The organism is Flavobacterium sp. N502540 (genome assembly GCF_025947365.1).
Classification (GTDB): domain Bacteria; phylum Bacteroidota; class Bacteroidia; order Flavobacteriales; family Flavobacteriaceae; genus Flavobacterium.
The window spans coordinates 2,017,695-2,037,980 of the sequence record NZ_CP110012.1 but is presented as its reverse complement, the minus strand read 5'-3'; the positions used below and the strand labels follow the sequence as shown (position 1 = coordinate 2,037,980).

Genomic DNA, 20,286 nt, shown 5'->3' with positions numbered 1-20,286 from the left:
TTAAACTCCTAAAATGAATAAAACAAAAAATAAATGCCTCTAATTCATTTTTCTATAACCCTATAAATGAATTTGTTATATTATTTATGCATCAAAGCAAAAAACAATAGAAACTCACATAAACAAGATTATATGTTATTTATGAGACAAAATTAAAGATTAATTTTTAGATAGAATTTTTTATTCGGTATTTTATGATTTTCTCCTCAAAATCGTAACAAATAAGAGCGCCCAGGCAATAATTAATAAAAAACCACCCAATGGAGTTGCGAATACGATAATTTTAAAATCAAAAACCGTGAGGCTTTTTGTAGCTAACAAATAGATAGATCCGCTAAAAAGCAGCACTCCTGCAACGACCAAATTGTAGATCGTTTTAACTGTTTTCTCGGCGATATCTTTTTGAGTCGAAAGAAAAAGTAAAAATAAAGCATGATACATTTGGTAGCGAACACCAACTTCAAAAGTGTTTAATTCTTCTACACCTAAGTATTTCTTCAGTAAATGTGCACCAAAAGCGCCCAAAATGATCGCTAACATTCCCATAAAAGCAGCTGCCAAAACAATTCTTCTTTTCATATTTTCTATACTTTCGATTCTCACACAAAAATACTTCAATCGTACATAAAAAGCATTTTACTTTTGAAAAATATTTATCATTAAAAAGAATTTCTATTTTTTTGGCATTAAAAAAAAGCATCTAATATTTTTCTGAAATTAAAATTGTTATATATTTAACATTTTAATATATTTGTGTTATAAATATAAAATATGAGAAGCATTTTAATCATTGGAGCTGGTAGATCTGCGTCGTCTTTAATACGATATTTACTAGCAAAATCAGAAAGTGAAAATCTACACCTTGTTGTGGCAGATCTATCTTTGGCCTTAGCCGAAAAAAAGACACAAAAACATCCTAATGCGACTCCAATTGCTTTAAACATTTTTGATACTGAAGAAAGAAAAGCGGCCATCGAAAAAGCTTCTATCGTAATCTCGATGCTGCCTGCTCATTTACATATCGAGATCGCAAAAGACTGTCTTGAATTTAAAAAACATCTGGTTACCGCTTCTTATATCAGTGATGCCATGCAGGCACTTGACGAAGAGGCAAAGAAAAACAATCTGGTTTTCATGAACGAAATCGGGCTTGATCCTGGGATCGATCACATGAGCGCCATGAAAGTCATTGATGAAATCAGAGCCAAAGGTGGAAAAATGCTGCTTTTTGAATCGTTCTGCGGCGGCTTAGTTGCTCCCGAATCTGACAATAATTTATGGAATTACAAATTTACCTGGGCTCCACGAAATGTAGTTCTGGCCGGACAGGGCGGTGCTGCAAAATTCATTCAGGAAGGCACTTATAAATACATTCCCTACAGCGCTTTATTTCGACGCACCGAATTCCTGGAAGTCGAAGGCTACGGAAAATTTGAAGCTTATTCTAACCGCGATTCTCTTAAATACAAATCGGTTTACGGTTTAGACAATGTCTTGACTTTGTACCGCGGAACCATTAGAAGAGTTGGTTTTTCGAAAGCATGGAATATGTTTGTCCAATTGGGCATGACAGACGACAGTTATATCATGGAAGATTCCGAGAACATGAGCTACCGTCAATTCGTGAATTCTTTTTTACCGTATCACCCAACCGATTCGGCAGAAATCAAAACCCGTCTGATCTTAAAAATTGATCAGGACGATATTATGTGGGACAAACTTCTGGAACTAGATCTTTTTAATCCAAACAAAAAAGTAAACCTGCCTAATGCCACTCCGGCACAGATATTAGAAAAAATATTATCCGACAGCTGGTCTTTAGAACCAGATGACAAAGATATGATTGTCATGTACCATAAATTTGGTTATGAGCTCAATGGTAAGAAAAAACAAATTGACTCGAAAATGGTTTGTATTGGCGACGACCAAACTTATACCGCCATGGCAAAAACCGTGGGGTTGCCGGTTGCAATGGCAACGCTGTTAATTTTAAATGGAAAAATCACAACTCCCGGCGTACAACTTCCAATAAAAAAAGAAGTATACCTGCCTATTTTAAACGAGTTAGAAGAATACGGGGTTATTTTTAACGAGCAAAAAATGCCCTATTTTGGATATAATCCAGATTTGTTCTAAGATCTGGATTGTTTGTTTTTTAGAATTTTTTTTTTAGTTTTTTATTTTATCCGCTTCTGGAATCCAGAAGCGGATTTTTTTTTCTTAACAGGTTCAAAGAAGCAAAGAGACAAAGAAACAAAGCTATTCATCTTCAAAAGAAACCTTTGTCCCTTTGCACCTTTAAACCTCTGCACCTTTAAAAAAAACTATTTCTCGGCCTGTACCGTGATCGGCAGACTATACTGCACCCTAACCGCTTTTCCTTTTTGCGTTGCAGCGGTCCATTTTGGTGAAAGCTTCAGGACACGGATAATCTCATTCCCTATCCCATAACCTGAATCTTTAATTGTTTTAATATCCGAAAGACTACCATCTTTTTCAATAGTGAATTCCATATACGTTTTTCCTTCAATTTTATTTTTTCCAACTGCTGCCGGCATTTTGAAATTCTTCCCTATAAACTTATAAAACTCTGCCATGCCCCCTGGATATTCAGGCAATTTCTCGACATCTTCCAGCACGTAAAGATCTTTATCGCTAACTTCTGCTTTACCAGACTTTTTTTGAGCTGTCGCGTTCGTACTAAAAACAAACAATAACAAGGCATAAATCGCACCTACCGTAAATACCTTAAACACCATTTTAATTGGAGATTCTTTTTTCGTCATCATAAGTAAACGTTTTTTAGTTATTAAATAATTGATATTGCTCGCCAGAGCAACCGTATTTTTATTGGAAGCAAAATCAAGCAACAAATGCTGATAGCTTTTAACCTCTCCAAACTGCACATTTACAGCTTCATCAGCCAGAAATTCATGATTAAGTTTAATCGCTTTTTTATAGAGAAAAAGCAACGGATTGAACCAAAAAACAATCTGCAGCAGCTCAATAAAAAGAACATCCAAGGTATGCCTTTGCTTTAAATGTGCATTTTCGTGTACTATTAATTCTGATGGAATCTTACCATTTTCAAATTCTGTTTTATTAACAAAAATTGATTTCCAGAAAGAGTACGGCAAGCCCGCTTCCTGAACCAGTACAATCTTTTGTCCATTTACAAACTGTATCTCATTGCCCTGTGTTTTCTTAAAAAATGAAATAAGATTCCATACAAAGCGAGCCATCAACATACAAAACACAGCACCATAAAGCACTACAATCAAAACCAACAAAAAGTCATTGGCCGAGATTGTATTAAGCCGTTCAGTACTTCTCTCGAGTACCAGTTCATTCAATTGAACCAACCCAATTTTATCTGTAACAAAAGATCCAATCGAGATAATTTGCAGCGGAATTATAAAACTAAAAACCAAACTCACCAGCAAATACGCACGATTAAAACGAAACATTTTTTCGTTTTCCAATACCATTTTATATACTGCATAAAAAATCAAAAGCAGCATTCCCGATTTTAAAAGATAGCTTATCATTTTTTCTTTTTTTGAATCTGTGAATCAATTATTTTTCTGAGTTCTTCTAATTCCGATGTTGACAAATCGGTTTCCGTTGTAAAAAACGAAGCAAATTGAGAAGCCGAATTATTAAAAAAATTACTAATTAACCCGTTGACATGTTTAGAGAAATAAGCTGTTTTTTTCACTAACGGATAGTATTCTCTTGAATTTCCGAATTCATTATAAGCTACGAATTTTTTGTCGATCATTCGTTTCAAAAGCGTCGCAACAGTTGTTGTTGCCGGTTTTGGCTCCGGATACGCTTCGAGCAAATCTTTCATAAAAGCCTTTTCAAGCTTCCAGAGATGCTCCATTAATTGTTCTTCTGAGTTTGATAATTGCATTTGTTTAAGGTGTCAAGGTTCTGAGTTACTAAGTTGCTGAGTTTTTTCGCCACAGATTAAAATGATTTCTCCTGCGTGCTACACTAATTCTATACTCTTTCTTCTTTACTCTATTCTCTTTATTCTTTACTCTTTATTCTCCACCATCCGTTCCGAAATCAACTGACCGTTATCGTATTTTTTAACTTCGCCTAATTTCCCTTTATCCGAATAAAACTTCCAATCACCGAAATAAAACCAGTGTGTTTCTACCGAATTGGTTTCAATTTTTGTTTTTCCTTTCGATTGTACTTTTCCGTTTTCGTAATAATACTTTACAAGGCAGATTCCGTTTTTATATTTCTCTGTTTTATAAATTTTTCCGTTGATATATGATTTCCACTTTTTTACTGGTTGATCGTGTTTGTAATATTCAAACGATTTATAAACTGTACTGTCCTGCTTGTAATTATCAATCCAGGTACCTTCTCTTTTCTTATCAACAATCTGATTGATCGGTTTGCTTTTGCATCCTAAAAGCATTACTCCACAAAATAACAAGAATACCAGTTGCTTCATTTGACTATTTTTATTCTACAATTATAGATGTTGTTCTACAAATGTAGAGTTATTTTTTTAATATGCAAGATTTTTTTTTGAAAGGTGCTGAGATTCTAAGATACTAAGGTTCTGAGGTTTTTCTTTTTGGAGGTTCAAAGGCTCAAAGGTACAGAGGCACAGAGGTACAGAGAGACAAAATTTGAATTGCCTCCAGCTTTAGCTGGAGGTTAGAGAAATACAGCCATTTATTGGCTTTAGCCGAATTTTAGACAAAGATTTTAAAATACAAATCCGGAATTTATTTGGCTAAAGCCAATTATCTAATCCCACTAAACCTAAACCTACATCTGAAGCTGTAGGCTATTCAAAAAAAACTTCAATTTTCCCGCTCCTCTGAACCTTTGCACCTCTGCACCTTTCAACCTTTCAACCTCTAAACCTCTCTTTACGCGTTAGAAATAGAGGAAATATCTCCCCATTTAACCGAAAGCCCATCCGCCACGGCGGAAACACCCATAAAAAAATCCGCTCATTTCTGAACGGATTTATATAAAAACTTTGTGCCTCTGAACCTTTGTCCCTTTGCACCTTTTTAGACAACTATTTAGAAAGCTCTACAAAATATTTGTAAAACAACGGAATAGTTTCGATTCCTTTTAAGTAATTGAAGATTCCGAAATGCTCGTTTGGCGAGTGAATGGCATCACTGTCTAAACCGAAGCCCATTAAAATGGTTTTACTTTTTAATTCTTTTTCAAACAAAGCCACAATCGGAATACTACCTCCTGAACGAACCGGAATTGCAGGCACTCCAAAAGTCTCTGTATAGGCTTTGTTGGCCGCTTGATATCCAATACTGTCAATTGGCGTTACATAACCCTGACCTCCGTGGTGCGGCGTTACTTTTACCGTAACTCCGGCCGGAGCGATGTTTGTAAAATGCTTCGTGAAAAGCTCCGTGATTTCTTCCCAGTCCTGACCCGGAACCAAGCGCATCGAGATCTTAGCAAAAGCCTTACTCGCGATAACCGTTTTTGCACCTTCACCAGTATATCCGCCCCAGATTCCGTTTACATCTAAAGTTGGACGAATAGAGTTGCGCTCGTTCGTTACATATCCTTTTTCACCGTAAACATCGTTTAGATTTAAGGCTTTTTTATATTTTTCTAAGCTGAAAGGCGCTTTTGCCATTTCGGCTCTTTCTTCAAGAGATAATTCCTGTACTTTATCATAGAACCCAGGAATCGTAATATGATTGTCTTCATCGTGAAGCGCAGCAATCATTTTGGCCAGAATATTAATTGGATTCGCTACAGCTCCACCATATAAACCGGAATGTAAATCGCGGTTTGGCCCTGTAACTTCAACCTCAACATAACTCAAACCTCTTAAACCTGTCGTGATCGATGGCTGTTGATTCGAAATCATTCCCGTATCAGAAATTAATATCACGTCGTTTTTCAGTTTTTCCTGATTGCGTTCTACAAACCACGCTAAACTTGCCGAACCTACTTCTTCTTCCCCTTCGATCATGAATTTTACGTTACAAGGCAATACATTGTTCTGAACCATGTATTCCAACGCTTTTACGTGCATATACATCTGACCTTTGTCGTCACACGCACCACGAGCGAAGATCGCTCCCTCAGGATGAATCTCTGTCGTTTTGATCACTGGCTCAAAAGGTGGCGAAGTCCATAATTCTAATGGATCTGGTGGCTGAACATCATAATGTCCGTAAACCAAAACCGTTGGTAAATTTGGATCGATTATTTTCTCTCCATAAATAATTGGGTACCCCGGAGTGTCGCAAGTTTCGACAAAATCGCAGCCTGCTTTCGATAAACTTTCTTTTACTGCTTCGGCAGTATCAATAACATCTTGGGAGTATGCAGTGTCGGCACTTACCGACGGAATCTTTAATAATTCGATCAATTCATTGATAAACCGATCTTTATGTTGTTGAACGTAGGACTTAATATTTTCCATTTAAATTATTTTTATAGAAATCCAAAAGTACAAAAAAGAGAATTAATATTTTTTTCGAAATTTTTCATTTTTTTTCTTTGAATATTCGAAAGTATGTCTATCTTTGCACCCACAATAGCCGCGGATATGGTGAAATTGGTAGACATGCCAGACTTAGGATCTGGTGCCGCAAGGCGTGTAGGTTCGAGTCCTATTATCCGCACTGAAAAAAAGCTTCTGAGAAATCAGAAGCTTTTTTGTTTTTACTACATTTTGTTATTAAAGTTGTTGATAAGTGATTTACTACAAATAAATATTTCGCTTCACTATTTTTATTTTTGACTACGCACCAAAAATTTTATTAATCAATAACCTAAAGCAATGAACAAACTCAACATTTTTGTTAGCTCTACCTGCTATGACCTATCACAATTAAGAACAAATATTTATGATTTCATAGTAGATAGTGGACATAATCCTATCTTATCTGAATTTAATAGCTTTCCCGTTTCACCTGACTTAAATGCAGTGGAGAATTGTATAAAAAATGTAAAAGAAAATGCCGACATTTTAGTGTTAGTTGTAGGCAATCGTTATGGAAGCGTAATAGATTCTGGAAGATCTATCACAAACACAGAATTTTTAACTGCTAAGCAAAAAGGAATTCCTGTCTTTTGCTTTATTGACAAAACTGCATTAAACGCATTAAGTTTCTGGAAAGACAATAAAGACGGTAATTTTACAAAAATTGTTGATAATACAAAAATATTTGAATTCATAGATGATATCCGAACCAAAAAAAACATCTGGGTATTTCCTTTTGAACAATCCAAAGAAATAATCGAAACATTAAAAATTCAGTTATCATATTTATTCAAAGAAAGCTTAAAAATTAAAAGTATTTTAGACAAAAATATTGATGATTTTTTCAAACTTAAGGTCAGCGAAAAGTGTTTAAAAATTTTAATCGAAAAAAATGATTTTTATGAGTTTGAGTTTCTTTATCAAACATTAATTGATGAAATTGAAAAAAAAGAGTTCTTAAAAAATGATATTGAATATTCAATTTTAGTAGAGCCTAAACATTTTATTAAAGATGCAGAAGAATTAGCTATTTGGGGATCAAACCGACTTAACTCAATAATGACCATTATCAACAATCTTGAAAATCTATTCCCTATCCTAATAAAATTTATTAACGAACCAGGAAAATCATCTGATTTAAAAGGCTTATATTATTCTTCTATAAAATATTCCCAAATATTTGAGCAAGTATTAAATTGGATGATTGAGGTCAAAAGCACTTATCTTACAAAGGAATATTCAGATTTAAAAATTCATTTAGCCGAAATGGTCACAAATGTTGTAGATCAATTATGGAATTATCCCTACGAAATTAAATATCAAATAGAAAATGCTAAAAATCAAAAATTACTAGGAGAACCTATTAGTGATTTAAATTTTAATCTCAAACTTGATATAAACAATGAAGCCCAGCTAAAGTTTCAACAAAAAATACAAGAAATTAATATCTATAAATTTCATGAAGGTAACTAATTCCGAAAATTAACAAATTATACAACTATTTATCTTGACGAAAGGAGATTTCGGAATAAGCGACAGTTGCAAACATGAAAAAAAATCACGGAAATCGCTCCGGATTTTTTTTTGTTTGCTGATTTGCTTTTAACCTCTCCTTTCTTCGAAATAGAAACATTTTCTTCACTCTACATCCAAATAAGGATCTAAAACCTCTGCCAATTTATTCAGCCAATAAAAATCATCCTCAATATAAGGTAATTCAGACTCTAAGGTTTTGCACCCTCGCATGGAAGATACCGAGAGAGCATAATTTACCTGTCGTAACATTCTCGCCATATCTTTAGGCTCGATAAAATCTTTAAAAAAATCTCTTAATCTAGTTTCAACATCATTTGAAATATTTTCTGTGGCCATAATCTTATTTTTTTTTCAAATATAATGATTCTGACACAAATTTGTGTCGAAACAAAAAATAAATCTTATGACTTTTGAAATATGGATATTTCAGAAGAAACTTTTATAATAAATCTTGGCATTCACATAAAGCAACTACGTGAAAAAAAAGGTATCTCACAGGAAGATTTAGCTAACGATTGTGATATTCCAAGAAATCAAATAGGCCGAATAGAAAGAGCAGAAATAAATACAGGCATAAGAACTCTTGTAAAAATCGCCAATGCTTTAGATATTGAACCTAAAGAATTGCTTGATTTCCCTTTAAAATAGAAATCATTCGGCTAAAGCCTTTTCCTTCAACTCACAAAAAAACCTCCAGCTAAAGCAGGAGGCTATTTGTATCATTCATTATTTTTCACGTACAGCTTGTCATTTCGAGGAACGAGAAATCTTCACGTGATAATCACGCACTGTTGCGGAGCTCCTTGCGAGGATTTCTCCTTGCGTCGAAATGACAAGATTGCGTAGAAACTTTGCGCAAAAAACTCACAACCCACAACTCACATCTCACATTTTACATCTCACAATTCAAAACTCAAAACTCAAAACTCAAAACCCTCAACCAATCCAAATTTTACTTTTCACCAAAGTCATCGTTTGTCTTAAATGCTGATTGCAGGCAATGAGGAAGATCAAAACCAAAAGACTATAGCCCATAATGGTATAAATCTCCATATCGGCCAGCAAAGTGGCTTGTTTGGTAACGGTTCCCAAGATCTTTTTCATGGCTAAAACATTGGCATTGTCTGCCGAATATCCTTTGGCTATAAAACTTTGTGTTGTTGCGGCAATCGTTTGCTGTGCTTCGGGGTTATCACCTGTTACAAACTGACTGAGTTTTAAAAAGTGTTTTTTGTTTAAAAATACGGTCGCATTCTGCATCACGCAAAAGCCAATGGTACTTCCCCAAAAACGTCCCGAAACCCCCACAATTCCAGAAGAAGCCGCCATTTTTGAAGGAACCGAAGAAGTCGTAAACAATATTAACGGAACAAATAAAAATCCCACTCCAATGCCTTGTAAAACATACGGAATAATAATATCAGACAACGCCACATCGGGCACAAAAAGAAACGTAAACCAAAAATGAAACAACGCAATAAGCGAAAAGCCAATGATAAAAATGATTTTGGTCGAAACTGACCTCATCAGAAAAAAAGCCGCCAGAACAAGTCCGATTACATTTCCTAGTCCGTTAATGTATTGCACGCCTGCCACACGCGACGGATCCCAATTCCAAATTGAATACATCGCCGAGTGACAAAGGCTCAGCGTTGCCCTGCTGATGTAGAAAAGGAAGAACAATAAAAAACCAATGCGCAGATTGGCATATTTAAAGACTTCAAAATTAAAAGTGGGTCTTTTTACCAAAAGCTCCTTAAAGATAAACAGCCCTCCCGAGATCAGTGCAACGATAAGCGTTAGCACCATTTGAGAAGAATCGAACCAATATTTTTTCTCGGCATAGACAAAAAAATAAGCACCGCAAAGAATTGCAGTTAAAACCAAAAAATAACTCATCCAGTCGATTTGATACAACGGAATTTTCTTTGTGATTCGGTGCCCACGAAAAGTAACTAAGATTAAAAAAACGTTCAAAACCTGCAATCCGCCCGAGACATACAGCATGTATTTCCAGTCGTAATGATCCAGAAACCAAACCGCAATATTCATTATAAAAGGTGTCGACAACAACAACGCTCCATAATAAAACGAAAAACCAATGATGATAGCACTTTTAGAATTGAACTGCTCAATCAACAATTGTCGAATCGTTATTACCGGAAGCGCCATCAGGATTCCTTCGGCAATTCGCAGGATTAAAAAGAGCGAAAAATTGGTAATATAGGCCGAAGAAACAATCGTAATTCCGATTAAAGAATAGACCGCCATGAGGTAATTTTTGGCAGGGAAAAAGCTCGAAAACCTCGCTTCGATTAAAATGGTCGCGAGCAGCGTTCCGTAAGTAACACACATGGCGAATTGCAGATCTTCGGGTTCAATATCGAGAAAACTTGCCGCATAGGTCACATTTGACGTATAAACCCCCAATAAAATCATAGAATGCAGAAGGCAGACAAACAAAATAATAATGATTGCCCACTTTGGAACCCAGGATTTAAAAATACTTTTATCTTCCATTTTAGTGTGCTGCAATCACAGTAATATTCATTCCCGCTCTTAAAAAATCGGTTTGTTTGTCGTTATCCTTTAACTGAATTCGAACCGGAATTCTTTGTTCGATTTTCACGAAGTTTCCGGTTGCATTATCCGGAGGAAGCAATGAAAATCTTGCCCCGCTCGCGGGCGATAATGACGCAATTGTTCCTATAAATGTTTTATCACTTACCGCATCGGCTTTGATTTCGACATTCTGCCCAACGGTTAGATATTGCAATTGCGTTTCTTTAAAATTGGCCGTAATCCATTTTTCCTTACTTACAATCGAAAGCAAGGACTGACCTTCTTTTACCAATTGTCCGGGCTGTAAAGTTCGTTTCCCAATCCAGCCATCGTAAGGCGCTGTAATTATGGTATACGAAAGAAATAAAGCCGCATTATCTGCCGTGGCTTGTCTCGAAGCGATATTGGTTTGTGTGGTTGGCACATTTGCTTCAGCCACCGAAGTACTTAAAGCCGAAGTATGGATTCTGTTTTTCATCTCCTGAAAATGTGCTTGTGCCGACTCGTAATCTGCCTTCACTTTTTCTAATTGCTGAGAAGTCGCTGCTTCTTCACTTACCAAAGCTTTGTACCTTTCGTACTCTAATTTTGTTTTCCAAAGATTCGATTTTGCAGCCTCTAATTGTGCTTCATTAATAGCTGTCGCACTTGCCGTGTTTACCGCATTTTTCTCGGCAACCAGACTGTTTTGCCTTGCGCTCTGAACATCGGCAAGAGCCACATTCAATTTCGATTGATATTCTCTGTTATCAATAACAACCAAAGTATCTCCCTTGTGCACAAACTGATTCTCATTAAAACGAACTTCCTGCACATAACCCGTAATTCTCGACATAATTGGCGTTACATATTGCTCGACCTGAGCGTCATTAGTTTCCTCATGATTCCTATTGAAAACATAAAACCAAATTCCCAAAATAACACCGCTAATTACAAGCACACACGCAATAATTGTTATTATAATATGAAACGTTCTGTTTCTTCTAGTTTCATTTTTAATCTTAACCATAAAATCTATTTCTTTTAACTTAATTCTCCCCGGATTGAAATCCGGCGCTACAATATAAATCGTTCCTTCGGAACTAAAACCTCAAACTCTATACTCTATACTCTATACTCTATACTCTTCACATCTAACATCTAACTCTGCGGAAGCATTCCCGCCGTACGCAAGAGTTCGTAATGCTTTAAAATCGCATCCAATCGTGTGGCAACTTTATTGTATTTTGCCTGAAGCAAAGCATTGTCGGCATCAACCATTTCGGTTATTAAAACCAGTTGGTTCATATATTTCAATTTTACAATACGGTAATTTTCATCGGCCAAATCCAAAGCTTTATCTACTACAACAAACTTTTCAAGAATTTCCTGATACTGTGTATGCTCTTTAAAAAGCCTATCCTGAATTTCGTCTTTCAGAATCTCAGATTGCATTTCCTGCCATTTGATTTTGGTATTTGCCTGATCCATTTTGGTCTTGTTTTTATACAAAGAAGAAAGATCGAAAGCAGCTTCAACACCTACTTGCCCCAGTGTGTACAAATATGGATTAGGCGGAAAGAATTTGTAGTTCGGATAATAAAAACCATAGTTCCCAAAAAAATGAACCGTTGGCAGATAATTTCCTTTAACCAGCTTCAGTTCTGTTTTGCTAATATTCAGCTCCTGACTGGCAATTCGCATCTCCTCATTATTCAAAGCCTTATTCAGATAAAAATCATACGGATCTAAACCGTTCATTTCATCCAAATTGGCCGCCGTATCGATGGCTATTTCTTCGTTTTCCGGAAGTTGAATTAGAGTTTTCAGATCGTGAAGCGCAATTTTTATGTTTTTGGAATTTGTAAGCGCATTTAATTCACGATCCGAAAGCTGTAATTCAGCTCTGATAACTTCATTTTTAGTCACTGCCCCATGTTTTCGAAGTGATTGCACTTCTCTCAATCGGCTTTTCTCTTCTTTGATGTTTTCTTCAAAAATCTTTTGCAGCTCCATCATCTTATAAATCGCCAGATAGTTTGCCACCACTTCGAGTTCGACATCATTTTCGACCTTTTCTGTTTTTATTTTAGCAATTTCACTCTCCTGATTGGCAATTTTGATGGCGTTATTTATTTTATTTCCGGCGTAGATTGGCATTTTAAAAGCCGAATTCACCTCATAGAGTTCCGGAATCGCCTTTGTAACTTCTTTTCCGTTTAAAAACCCGTTTCCTTTGAATTCGGTAATATTAGTGATTCTGGAATACATACCGCTTAGTTGTACATCCGGCAATCGGAGTTCTTTTCTTTCTTTGATGTTTTGCTCTGAGAGCGTAACCTCAAGTTGGGATCTGAGGATTTTTTTGTTGTTTTCTTTGGCCAGCTTCAAAGCTTCTTTCAGTGAAACCGAATGAACTTCCTGCGCTTTTATGCCGTTAAATGCTAATACAAGTAAAAATAAGAGCAGGATTTTAGGAAAACAATCGTTCGTAGAATTTGTTGTTTTAAGGAACATGAATACATAAATAATTTAAACTGCAAAGTTCCTTCATTTTTTTCATTGACTGATAATTCTAAAAAGTCAAAAACATATTCATTTCGGACAAATGTTAAAATCGGATTTTTCGAAAACGTTATATTAAAACACTGGAAAACAATTTATTACAAAATAGATTTGGATTGTGATTTTTCACGCAGATTTTAAAGGATTTAAGCCGATGAAGCTGATTTTTATCTTTCCCTCTTGCAGATTCCGCAGATTGAGTAGATTATTAAAGAGTTAAAAAAAATCTGCGGGATCTGTCAAATCGGCGTGAAACAAAATTTTTACTTTTGCTCCAAAATCTCCTCACCGTTTAAGTAATCGGAAGGTCTTTGTCCTAAAATCTTGAAAAATGTGTTACTGAAGGTTGGAACACTATTATATCCAACTTCTTCGGCTACCTCTTTCACCGAAAGCTTTCTTTCTAATAACAATTCGATTGCCTTTAAAATTCTTCGAATAGTATAATATTGAATGAAGGACATTCCAAGATCTTTTTGAAACAAGCGATACAAAGAGCGTTCGCTATATCCGAATTCATGCGCTACATCGGCAAACAGAATAGTCTCTCCCAGATGATTCTCGATATGACGTAAAATCTTTCCAAGTCGCTTGTCTTTTGGCTGCGGTAATTCCAAAGGCAAATTCGTAGTACATATTTGAGGAAGAATCGCTTTTATAGCTTTGGCGATGGTAAAGTTTGGCGTTCCTTTCTCAAGATCGCCATTCCATCGATTCGTGAAAAGCATCATTTGAAGGAGTAAATTATTGACCGGATAAATTCCCTCGTTCTTGTAAAATTCATTTTCGTCTTTTTCAACCGGAAAATACAGGTTTCGCATCGTAACATTTTCCGACTTCGGTTCAATGCTATGTTCCACCCCGCTCGGAATCCAGATAAAATGACGTGCCGGTAAAAAATAGGTTTTGGTTTCGGTCGTTACAAAAACAACATCTCCTTCAGCATACAACAACTGTGCTTTGTCGTGTTTATGTGTAGGCACAAACAACTCCCCCATCAAATCGTGGTGACAGTAAATGCTTTTTTTATCGGCATCTACTTTTTTGATGTAATACTTATCTAATTTCTGACCGGAATATTCCATTGGAGTTTATACAATGTTTTTGGAACTTTAAATATAAGAAAATTAAATTCCAATTGTTTGAAACATCAAATTCCAAAGCTGAACCATGAAAGTTTAACCGCAAAGCCCACAAAGGAAAAAACACAAAGTTTGCAAAGCTTTATAGTTAAATTTATCCACATATTACTCAGGATTTAAATCAAAGGAGAATCTTTATAAGCTGTGACTAAAAAAAAACTTTGCGAACCTTGCGTAAATCTTAGCGCTCTTTGCGGTTAAATACAAAAAACAAAAAAGCCTTTCCGTTAAGAAAGGCTTCTTCCAATATTGCGGTCTGGACGGGACTCGAACCCGTCTCGTCCCTAGACGAGATGACAGGCATGTGTTCCAACCAACTTTACCTTTCTTATTTTTGCTCGTTAATTAAAACTTCAAGTGATTTTCTATTTAACTTTTTCAATCTTAATTCTTCAACTAAAGCTTCTTTCTTTGTTTCAAACACATTCGAATAAACTAACTCCCATGGTCCTTTACCCGAAGTATATTTACTTTTATTATCATTATGATACGATAATCTTTGAAAAATATTCTCACTAAAACCTTTGTAGTACACATCAAAAGTTTTAGAATAAATAATATAAACGTAAAACATAAATGAGTCCTTAGTTATAAAAAAATGCCTTTCCGTTAAGAAAGGCATTTTAAATTTGAGCGGTCTGGACGGGACTCGAACCCGCGACCCCATGCGTGACAGGCATGTATTCTAACCAACTGAACTACCAAACCGTGCGTTATTGCGAGTGCAAAAATACAACAGATCTTTGATTCTACAAGCTTTTTTTGCAAATAAATTTCAAGAAATTTTTAATTGATTAAATTCCAATATCTTAAAATTTACCCATAAAACCAAAAAGAAGAACTTTCCTTCTTTTTCAAACCGAAAAGAGTGCAAAGTTAAAACACAAAGGGCGCTAATCTTACGAAATTTTGCGATTAAATTTAAAACTCGATAGGTTTCAAATCCGAAACGCAATCTTAGCGCTTAATTCACCCAATTATTCTATTTCATCAATAATTTAGCAATTTCTTTACATTATAACCAAAATAACATGAAATAAAATTTTTATATCAAAATAAATTTTCAATATTTGTAAGAATAAGCTTTTACTACAATATTACAGACACAAATCTCAAGTGTCTTAAAATGATTGGGAATTAATTAAACAAAAAACCACGAATTATGTTAAAAAGATTAAACCTAAATGGCGCCGTAGCATTAACTGCTAGTGAATTAAAATCCATCAATGGTGGAGACCCCACATGCCCACCACCAGACACAAGTGCAGGTTGCTTTAGCGGACCATCTCATTGCCCAAGTTACGGCTACCCAACATGCGTACCGAAAACTCCTAATGTATAATAGCAATATTTAATTTCTTCATAAAAAAACAAAGGGCGCAAAGTTTAAAAACTTTGCGCCCTTTGCGGTTAAACCAAACAAATAAAAACAAAAAATCCACAAAGCTTAAAAAAAACTTTGCGGACTTTGCGTAAATCTTAGCGAACCTTGCGGTTAAAATCAGAATAGCCTTAAATCAAAAAAGCCATCCACAAAAGTGGAAAGCTTTTCATTGGTCTAACTACTAAACCAGCTACGAGTTACAAAGTCGTAGCAAAACAACACAACTAATCTTAGATACCGTATTTGGGCAAAAAAGCCTTTCCGTTAAGAAAGGCTCTTCCCAATATTGCGGTCTGGACGGGACTCGAACCCGCGACCCCATGCGTGACAGGCATGTATTCTAACCAACTGAACTACCAAACCTCTGCGTTATTGCGGTTGCAAAGATAGTACAGAATTTCGTTTCTGCAAGTGTTTTTTGAAAAAAAATTAAATAAATTTTAATTTACCTACCCAAAGTTTTGTTTTTCAACTAAATATGTTGTCAATATTTTTTCAAAATTGTCGCCTACATTTACCGGAACGTACTTAATATGGTTCTTTGCACAGGTTAAAGCCAGATTTTTAAAATATCCTTCTACCCTTTTTTCATATTCTGCTTTTACGTTATCAGCAAAAATCGATACTTCTTCACCTGATTCCAGGTCAATAAACTTACGTGGCGTGTTATCAAAGTCAAACTTTAGTTCGGTTTGATCGTCAACTACATGAAACAGTACTACTTTATGTTTGTTGTGTTTCAGATGCTGTAAGGCGTTAAAAAGCTTCTCATCCTCTTCGGCCTGAAACATATCTGTAAAAAGAATAATCATCGAACGACGATGCATTTTCTCCGCAATCTGATGCAGATACGTAATCGTATCGGTACTTTTTTTACCTTTTGGCTGTTCCAGTAACTGTTCTAATTTATTGAGCAGCATTCTGTGATGGCGATCACTTCCTTTCTCGGGAGCATAATATTCATAACTGTCCGAGAACACGCTCAAACCAACGGCATCGCGCTGTTTTTTAAGGATATTCATCAACACAGCAGACGCCAGAACAGAAAACCCAATTTTCTTTTCGTAAAAGGGCTGATTTGACTTTAGTTCCGGATAATGCATAGACGATGAATTATCGACAATAATATGACACCTCAAATTGGTCTCTTCTTCAAAACGTTTGGTGTATAAACGATCTGTTTTAGCAAATAGCTTCCAGTCTATATGTTTGGTACTTTCTCCGGCATTATACACTTTATGCTCAGCAAATTCGGCCGAAAATCCATGAAACGGACTTTTGTGCATCCCCGAAATAAACCCTTCTACCACCTGATTCGCCAGCATTTCGAGATGCTGAAAACTGGAGACCTTTTCTATTTCCGATTCAATTTTCATTCGGTTTCTTTTTTAATATTTTGTGCACGATACAAACCGTCGGTTGCCTGCATTAATTTTCTTTTCAGAATTGGACTAAAATTAGGATTCTCTTTTAAAAATCGCTGTACCTCATCAAAAGCATATTTCGACGAATATTTCCCAATGGTATTGTTCAGCCAGTCTTTTGGAAAGAAGATATCTCCCGTTCTTTGAATTTCATCAACCAAATCTAGTGAAAATCTAATATACTTCTGAGCACTTTCCTGACGTAATGGATGATTTATATTCGCTAAACCAACAGAAACCCATGCTTCTTTTTCTCTGTTGGCATCGTCTTTTAAAGATTGTACAAAAGCATCGCGCACCCCTTCGTCTTTAGATAATGAAGGAAGCAGAAATTCAAATCGTTTTTGCTTGTCGGGATTACTAATCGAAGTTTTGGCCTTATTTAAGATCTCATCTGCTTTTTCATGCTTAAAAATTGCCAGATTCATTGCCATGTTCGTATAATCGTCTTCGTTTAATTTCAAACCTGAAATTACCGTTTCTTTACTCCAAATCGCATATAGCTTTACTTTTCCTGAATCTGAATAAGCAATCGAACTGAACAGATTAAACAATGTTTTCTTGATATTGCTAGGCAAATTGGTCTTCAAACGATCGAAAACTACTTCTTCAAGCTGCTTTTGTGCTATATTTTGCTGTTTTTCCGTGAGATATTTCCAAAAAACAGCACTGGTTTGATTCGTAATGATCTTCAGCACCAATTCGTTTTGCTCCTGCTGAATTCCTTTTACAAAACAATCGAAAGCTTTTGTTGGAGCAACATTTCCCGTTAAGGTATTTTCATAAATATTAATGTAAGTCGAAGCTCTTGCCACCTCATCCTTTAGACTTAAAACAGAATCTAAATTATTCCCGTCAAGCGGAAAAACACCATACCCAAAACCATTATAATTGTAAATAACAGCTATTGGTTTTTCGAGTCCAATTGCTTCTTTCAGTGACAGACTTTTATCTTTTATAGTAGCACTGATCACTTTTACGCTGTTAGGATATACCAAACCAACATCAAAAATCTGAGACCATACGTTAGCCGAACGATCTTCTGCCTGCTGTGTAATTTCAAAGCTCGAAATTCGGTTTTGAGCATCGTAGGCAATCTTATCTGTAAAAATGGCTCTTCCTGATTTATTTACCCAGACTTCGCTCCATTTTTTCATATCCAAAGATGTTTCGGCATCCAGAATTTCTACCAAATTGTTCCAGTCGGCATTGTCGTTGGCGTACTTTTTAATATACTTTTCGATCCCTTTCTGAAAAGCTGTTTTTCCCATCGAAGCTTCTAACTGACGCATCATAATAGGTGCTTTGTTGTAAATAATGGTTCCGTACAATGAACCCGCATTTTTAAGATTGGCAAGGTTTTGTTTGATTGGATGCGTGCCCAACGAACGATCTTCTCCATACGCATTAGGATAGTGTGCGGTTAGAAACTGTAAATTATGGTTGACTTTCGGAAAAATCGGATTCATGATTTTGTCGGCCATGAAATTTGCAAAAACCTCTTTCATCCAGACATCGTCAAACCATTTCATGGTAACCAAATCTCCAAACCACATATGTGAAGTTTCATGTGCAATTAATTTGGCACGATCGAGTTTCTCACTGTCTGTGGCACTATTATCCAGAAACAAAGTTGATTCTTTATATTGTATCGCTCCAACATGTTCCATTCCGCCATACTGAAAAACCGGAATCGAAGCAAAATCCAGCTTCTGAAACGGAAATTTGTAACCGGTGTATTTCTCCAGAAAATCTAAGGATTGCTGGTGTAGATTAAAGATGGTATCAGTACTGCTTTTTAGTTTCTCTGCATTATTTTCGCGATACAGCATCGTCATTTCCAGATTACCCGGTTTCTTCGTCACACTTTTGAATTTTCCAGCTACAAAAGAAAATAAATAGGTACTCATTTTATCAGACTCTCCAAAAGTATAACTTGTAAAATCACCTTTTTCAAGCTTCTCCTCTACATGCGCCCCAGCCAGAACCGACCAGTCTTTTGGAACCGTTAGCTTCAATTTATAAGTCGCTTTAATATCCGGCTGATCCAAACACGGGAATAAAGTACTTGCCCGATCGGGAACCAATAAGGTATACAAGAAATCATCGTTTCGGTTTAAAGACAAGTCACCCGCAATAAAAGAAATTACAATCGTATTTTTTCCTTTTAGTAAACCTTCTGCAGGAATTATAATATGCCCTTTTTGATGCACAATTGGGATATTTTTCCCGTTTGCTGTAACTGATTTAATATTTTGAGTCTTCTCTTTAAAATCGAGATACAAAGGCTCACTCCCGTCAGCAAGAACAAGATCCAACACCAATTCGGCATTAATTGATTGCGCTTTTTTCTCCGGAATTTCAAAAGACAAGCCATAAGTGAGTTTAGAAATTTGCTTTTTTCGAAAATGTGCTAACTGTTCTGAAACACCGTCCTCTAAAATTAATTTTTCTTTTTGTTTCGACTGGGAAAAACCAATTGTAGTAAACACAAAAAAACAGAGTAAGCTATAGGAAATTTTCATTTTTAAAGGAAATTAAGATGCTCTAAAAATAAAAAAAGTTTAGCAGGTAATGCCTAAATTTTCACGAATTAAAATTCAATCTGTTTCTTTTGTCACAGATTGAAAGGATTAATACCGATTGTATATTCAATATAGTCCAATTGCATTGTACTATTTTCATATTACATCGGCATTATATCAGAAAGCACTGGACTAAAATATAAGTAAAATTGATATAAAAAGATTTTTCAATCTGTAAAAAACCTTCAAACATAAAAAAGGTCCGACTTTCGCCGAACCTTTTTTATATAAATATAATCTTTCGATTACAACAAAGCGTCTAAACTATCTGCGTAGGTTTGTTTAGGAGCAACTCCTACTTGTTTTCCTACTACTTCACCGTTATGAAAAACCAAAACAGTTGGTATATTACGAACACCATATTTTGCAGCAAATTCCTGGTTAGCATCTACATCTACTTTACCAACAACTACTTTACCTGCGTATTCGTCGCTTAATTGGTCAATGATTGGACCAACCATTCTACAAGGACCGCACCATGCTGCCCAAAAATCTACCATTACCGGTTTATCTGACTTCAAAACTACTTCATCAAAAGTAGCATCTGTAATTGCTAATGCCATAATTTTTTGTCTTTTAAAATTATTGTCTGAATTATTTC

17 protein-coding genes and 3 tRNA genes are annotated in these 20,286 nt (G+C 35.6%); 4 read left to right on the top strand and 16 right to left on the bottom strand.

Annotated features, from left to right (window positions below; all coding sequences use genetic code 11):
- Positions 1-192: 192 nt before the first annotated feature.
- Positions 193-579, bottom strand: a complete 387-nt coding sequence (locus OLM58_RS08995; protein WP_264532020.1) for a DUF423 domain-containing protein — start codon at positions 577-579, stop codon at positions 193-195.
- Between the two features lie 192 nt (positions 580-771).
- On the opposite strand from OLM58_RS08995, the gene OLM58_RS08990 reads away from it, so the two are divergent.
- Positions 772-2,136, top strand: a complete 1,365-nt coding sequence (locus OLM58_RS08990; RefSeq protein WP_264532019.1) for a saccharopine dehydrogenase family protein — start codon at positions 772-774, stop codon at positions 2,134-2,136.
- A 188-nt stretch (positions 2,137-2,324) separates the two neighbouring features.
- Here OLM58_RS08990 and OLM58_RS08985 read toward each other — a convergent pair whose 3' ends face one another.
- From OLM58_RS08985 to OLM58_RS08970, 4 genes are all read right to left on the bottom strand, one after another.
- Positions 2,325-3,548, bottom strand: a complete 1,224-nt coding sequence (locus tag OLM58_RS08985) for a M56 family metallopeptidase (protein WP_264532018.1) — start codon at positions 3,546-3,548, stop codon at positions 2,325-2,327.
- On the bottom strand, positions 3,545-3,916 hold the full coding sequence (locus OLM58_RS08980) for a BlaI/MecI/CopY family transcriptional regulator (protein ID WP_017494735.1): 372 nt from the start codon (positions 3,914-3,916) through the stop codon (positions 3,545-3,547). Before OLM58_RS08980 ends, OLM58_RS08985 begins: the two co-directional genes overlap by 4 nt.
- A gap of 126 nt (positions 3,917-4,042) precedes the next feature.
- Positions 4,043-4,474 carry a hypothetical protein gene (locus tag OLM58_RS08975; RefSeq protein WP_264532017.1) on the bottom strand — a complete coding sequence of 144 codons (432 nt, stop codon included), beginning with the start codon at positions 4,472-4,474 and terminating at the stop codon, positions 4,043-4,045.
- 582 nt (positions 4,475-5,056) lie between these two features.
- Complete coding sequence (locus OLM58_RS08970; protein WP_017494733.1) at positions 5,057-6,445, bottom strand: dipeptidase; 1,389 nt, start codon at positions 6,443-6,445, stop codon at positions 5,057-5,059.
- Positions 6,446-6,565: 120 nt separating this feature from the next.
- Here OLM58_RS08970 and OLM58_RS08965 point away from each other — a divergent pair.
- Positions 6,566-6,647: transfer RNA gene (locus OLM58_RS08965), tRNA-Leu, on the top strand.
- A 158-nt stretch (positions 6,648-6,805) separates the two neighbouring features.
- Positions 6,806-7,981 (top strand): DUF4062 domain-containing protein, encoded by a 1,176-nt coding sequence (locus OLM58_RS08960; protein WP_264532016.1) that lies wholly within the window; start codon positions 6,806-6,808, stop codon positions 7,979-7,981.
- Positions 7,982-8,146: 165 nt separating this feature from the next.
- Here the strand turns inward: OLM58_RS08960 and OLM58_RS08955 are convergent, their stop codons facing one another.
- Entirely contained in the window at positions 8,147-8,380 is a 234-nt protein-coding gene (locus tag OLM58_RS08955) for a hypothetical protein (RefSeq protein ID WP_264532015.1), read from the bottom strand.
- 81 nt (positions 8,381-8,461) lie between these two features.
- Here OLM58_RS08955 and OLM58_RS08950 point away from each other — a divergent pair, with 81 nt between their 5' ends.
- Complete coding sequence (locus tag OLM58_RS08950) at positions 8,462-8,692, top strand: helix-turn-helix domain-containing protein (RefSeq protein ID WP_264532014.1); 231 nt, start codon at positions 8,462-8,464, stop codon at positions 8,690-8,692.
- Positions 8,693-8,980: 288 nt separating this feature from the next.
- Here the strand turns inward: OLM58_RS08950 and OLM58_RS08945 are convergent, their stop codons facing one another.
- The 10 genes from OLM58_RS08945 to trxA form a co-directional block, all read right to left on the bottom strand.
- Positions 8,981-10,564, bottom strand: a complete 1,584-nt coding sequence (locus tag OLM58_RS08945) for an MFS transporter (protein ID WP_264532013.1) — start codon at positions 10,562-10,564, stop codon at positions 8,981-8,983.
- Position 10,565: 1 nt separating this feature from the next.
- Complete coding sequence (locus OLM58_RS08940) at positions 10,566-11,615, bottom strand: HlyD family secretion protein (RefSeq protein ID WP_264532012.1); 1,050 nt, start codon at positions 11,613-11,615, stop codon at positions 10,566-10,568.
- A 131-nt stretch (positions 11,616-11,746) separates the two neighbouring features.
- Entirely contained in the window at positions 11,747-13,102 is a 1,356-nt protein-coding gene (locus OLM58_RS08935; RefSeq protein WP_264532011.1) for a TolC family protein, read from the bottom strand.
- A gap of 311 nt (positions 13,103-13,413) precedes the next feature.
- Complete coding sequence (locus OLM58_RS08930; RefSeq protein ID WP_264532010.1) at positions 13,414-14,235, bottom strand: helix-turn-helix transcriptional regulator; 822 nt, start codon at positions 14,233-14,235, stop codon at positions 13,414-13,416.
- A 385-nt stretch (positions 14,236-14,620) separates the two neighbouring features.
- Positions 14,621-14,866: a GIY-YIG nuclease family protein gene (locus OLM58_RS08925; protein ID WP_264532009.1), complete on the bottom strand. Its 246-nt coding sequence runs from the start codon at positions 14,864-14,866 to the stop codon at positions 14,621-14,623.
- Between the two features lie 60 nt (positions 14,867-14,926).
- Positions 14,927-15,000 (bottom strand) — tRNA-Asp (locus OLM58_RS08920).
- 965 nt (positions 15,001-15,965) lie between these two features.
- Positions 15,966-16,039: transfer RNA gene (locus OLM58_RS08915), tRNA-Asp, on the bottom strand.
- Between the two features lie 86 nt (positions 16,040-16,125).
- Entirely contained in the window at positions 16,126-17,052 is a 927-nt protein-coding gene (locus OLM58_RS08910; protein WP_017494711.1) for a DUF58 domain-containing protein, read from the bottom strand.
- Positions 17,049-19,625 (bottom strand): M1 family metallopeptidase, encoded by a 2,577-nt coding sequence (locus OLM58_RS08905; protein ID WP_264532008.1) that lies wholly within the window; start codon positions 19,623-19,625, stop codon positions 17,049-17,051. The genes OLM58_RS08910 and OLM58_RS08905 overlap by 4 nt, the downstream gene beginning before the upstream one ends.
- A gap of 305 nt (positions 19,626-19,930) precedes the next feature.
- Positions 19,931-20,248: a thioredoxin gene (trxA, locus tag OLM58_RS08900; RefSeq protein ID WP_012023423.1), complete on the bottom strand. Its 318-nt coding sequence runs from the start codon at positions 20,246-20,248 to the stop codon at positions 19,931-19,933.
- Between the last annotated feature and the right edge of the window lie 38 nt (positions 20,249-20,286).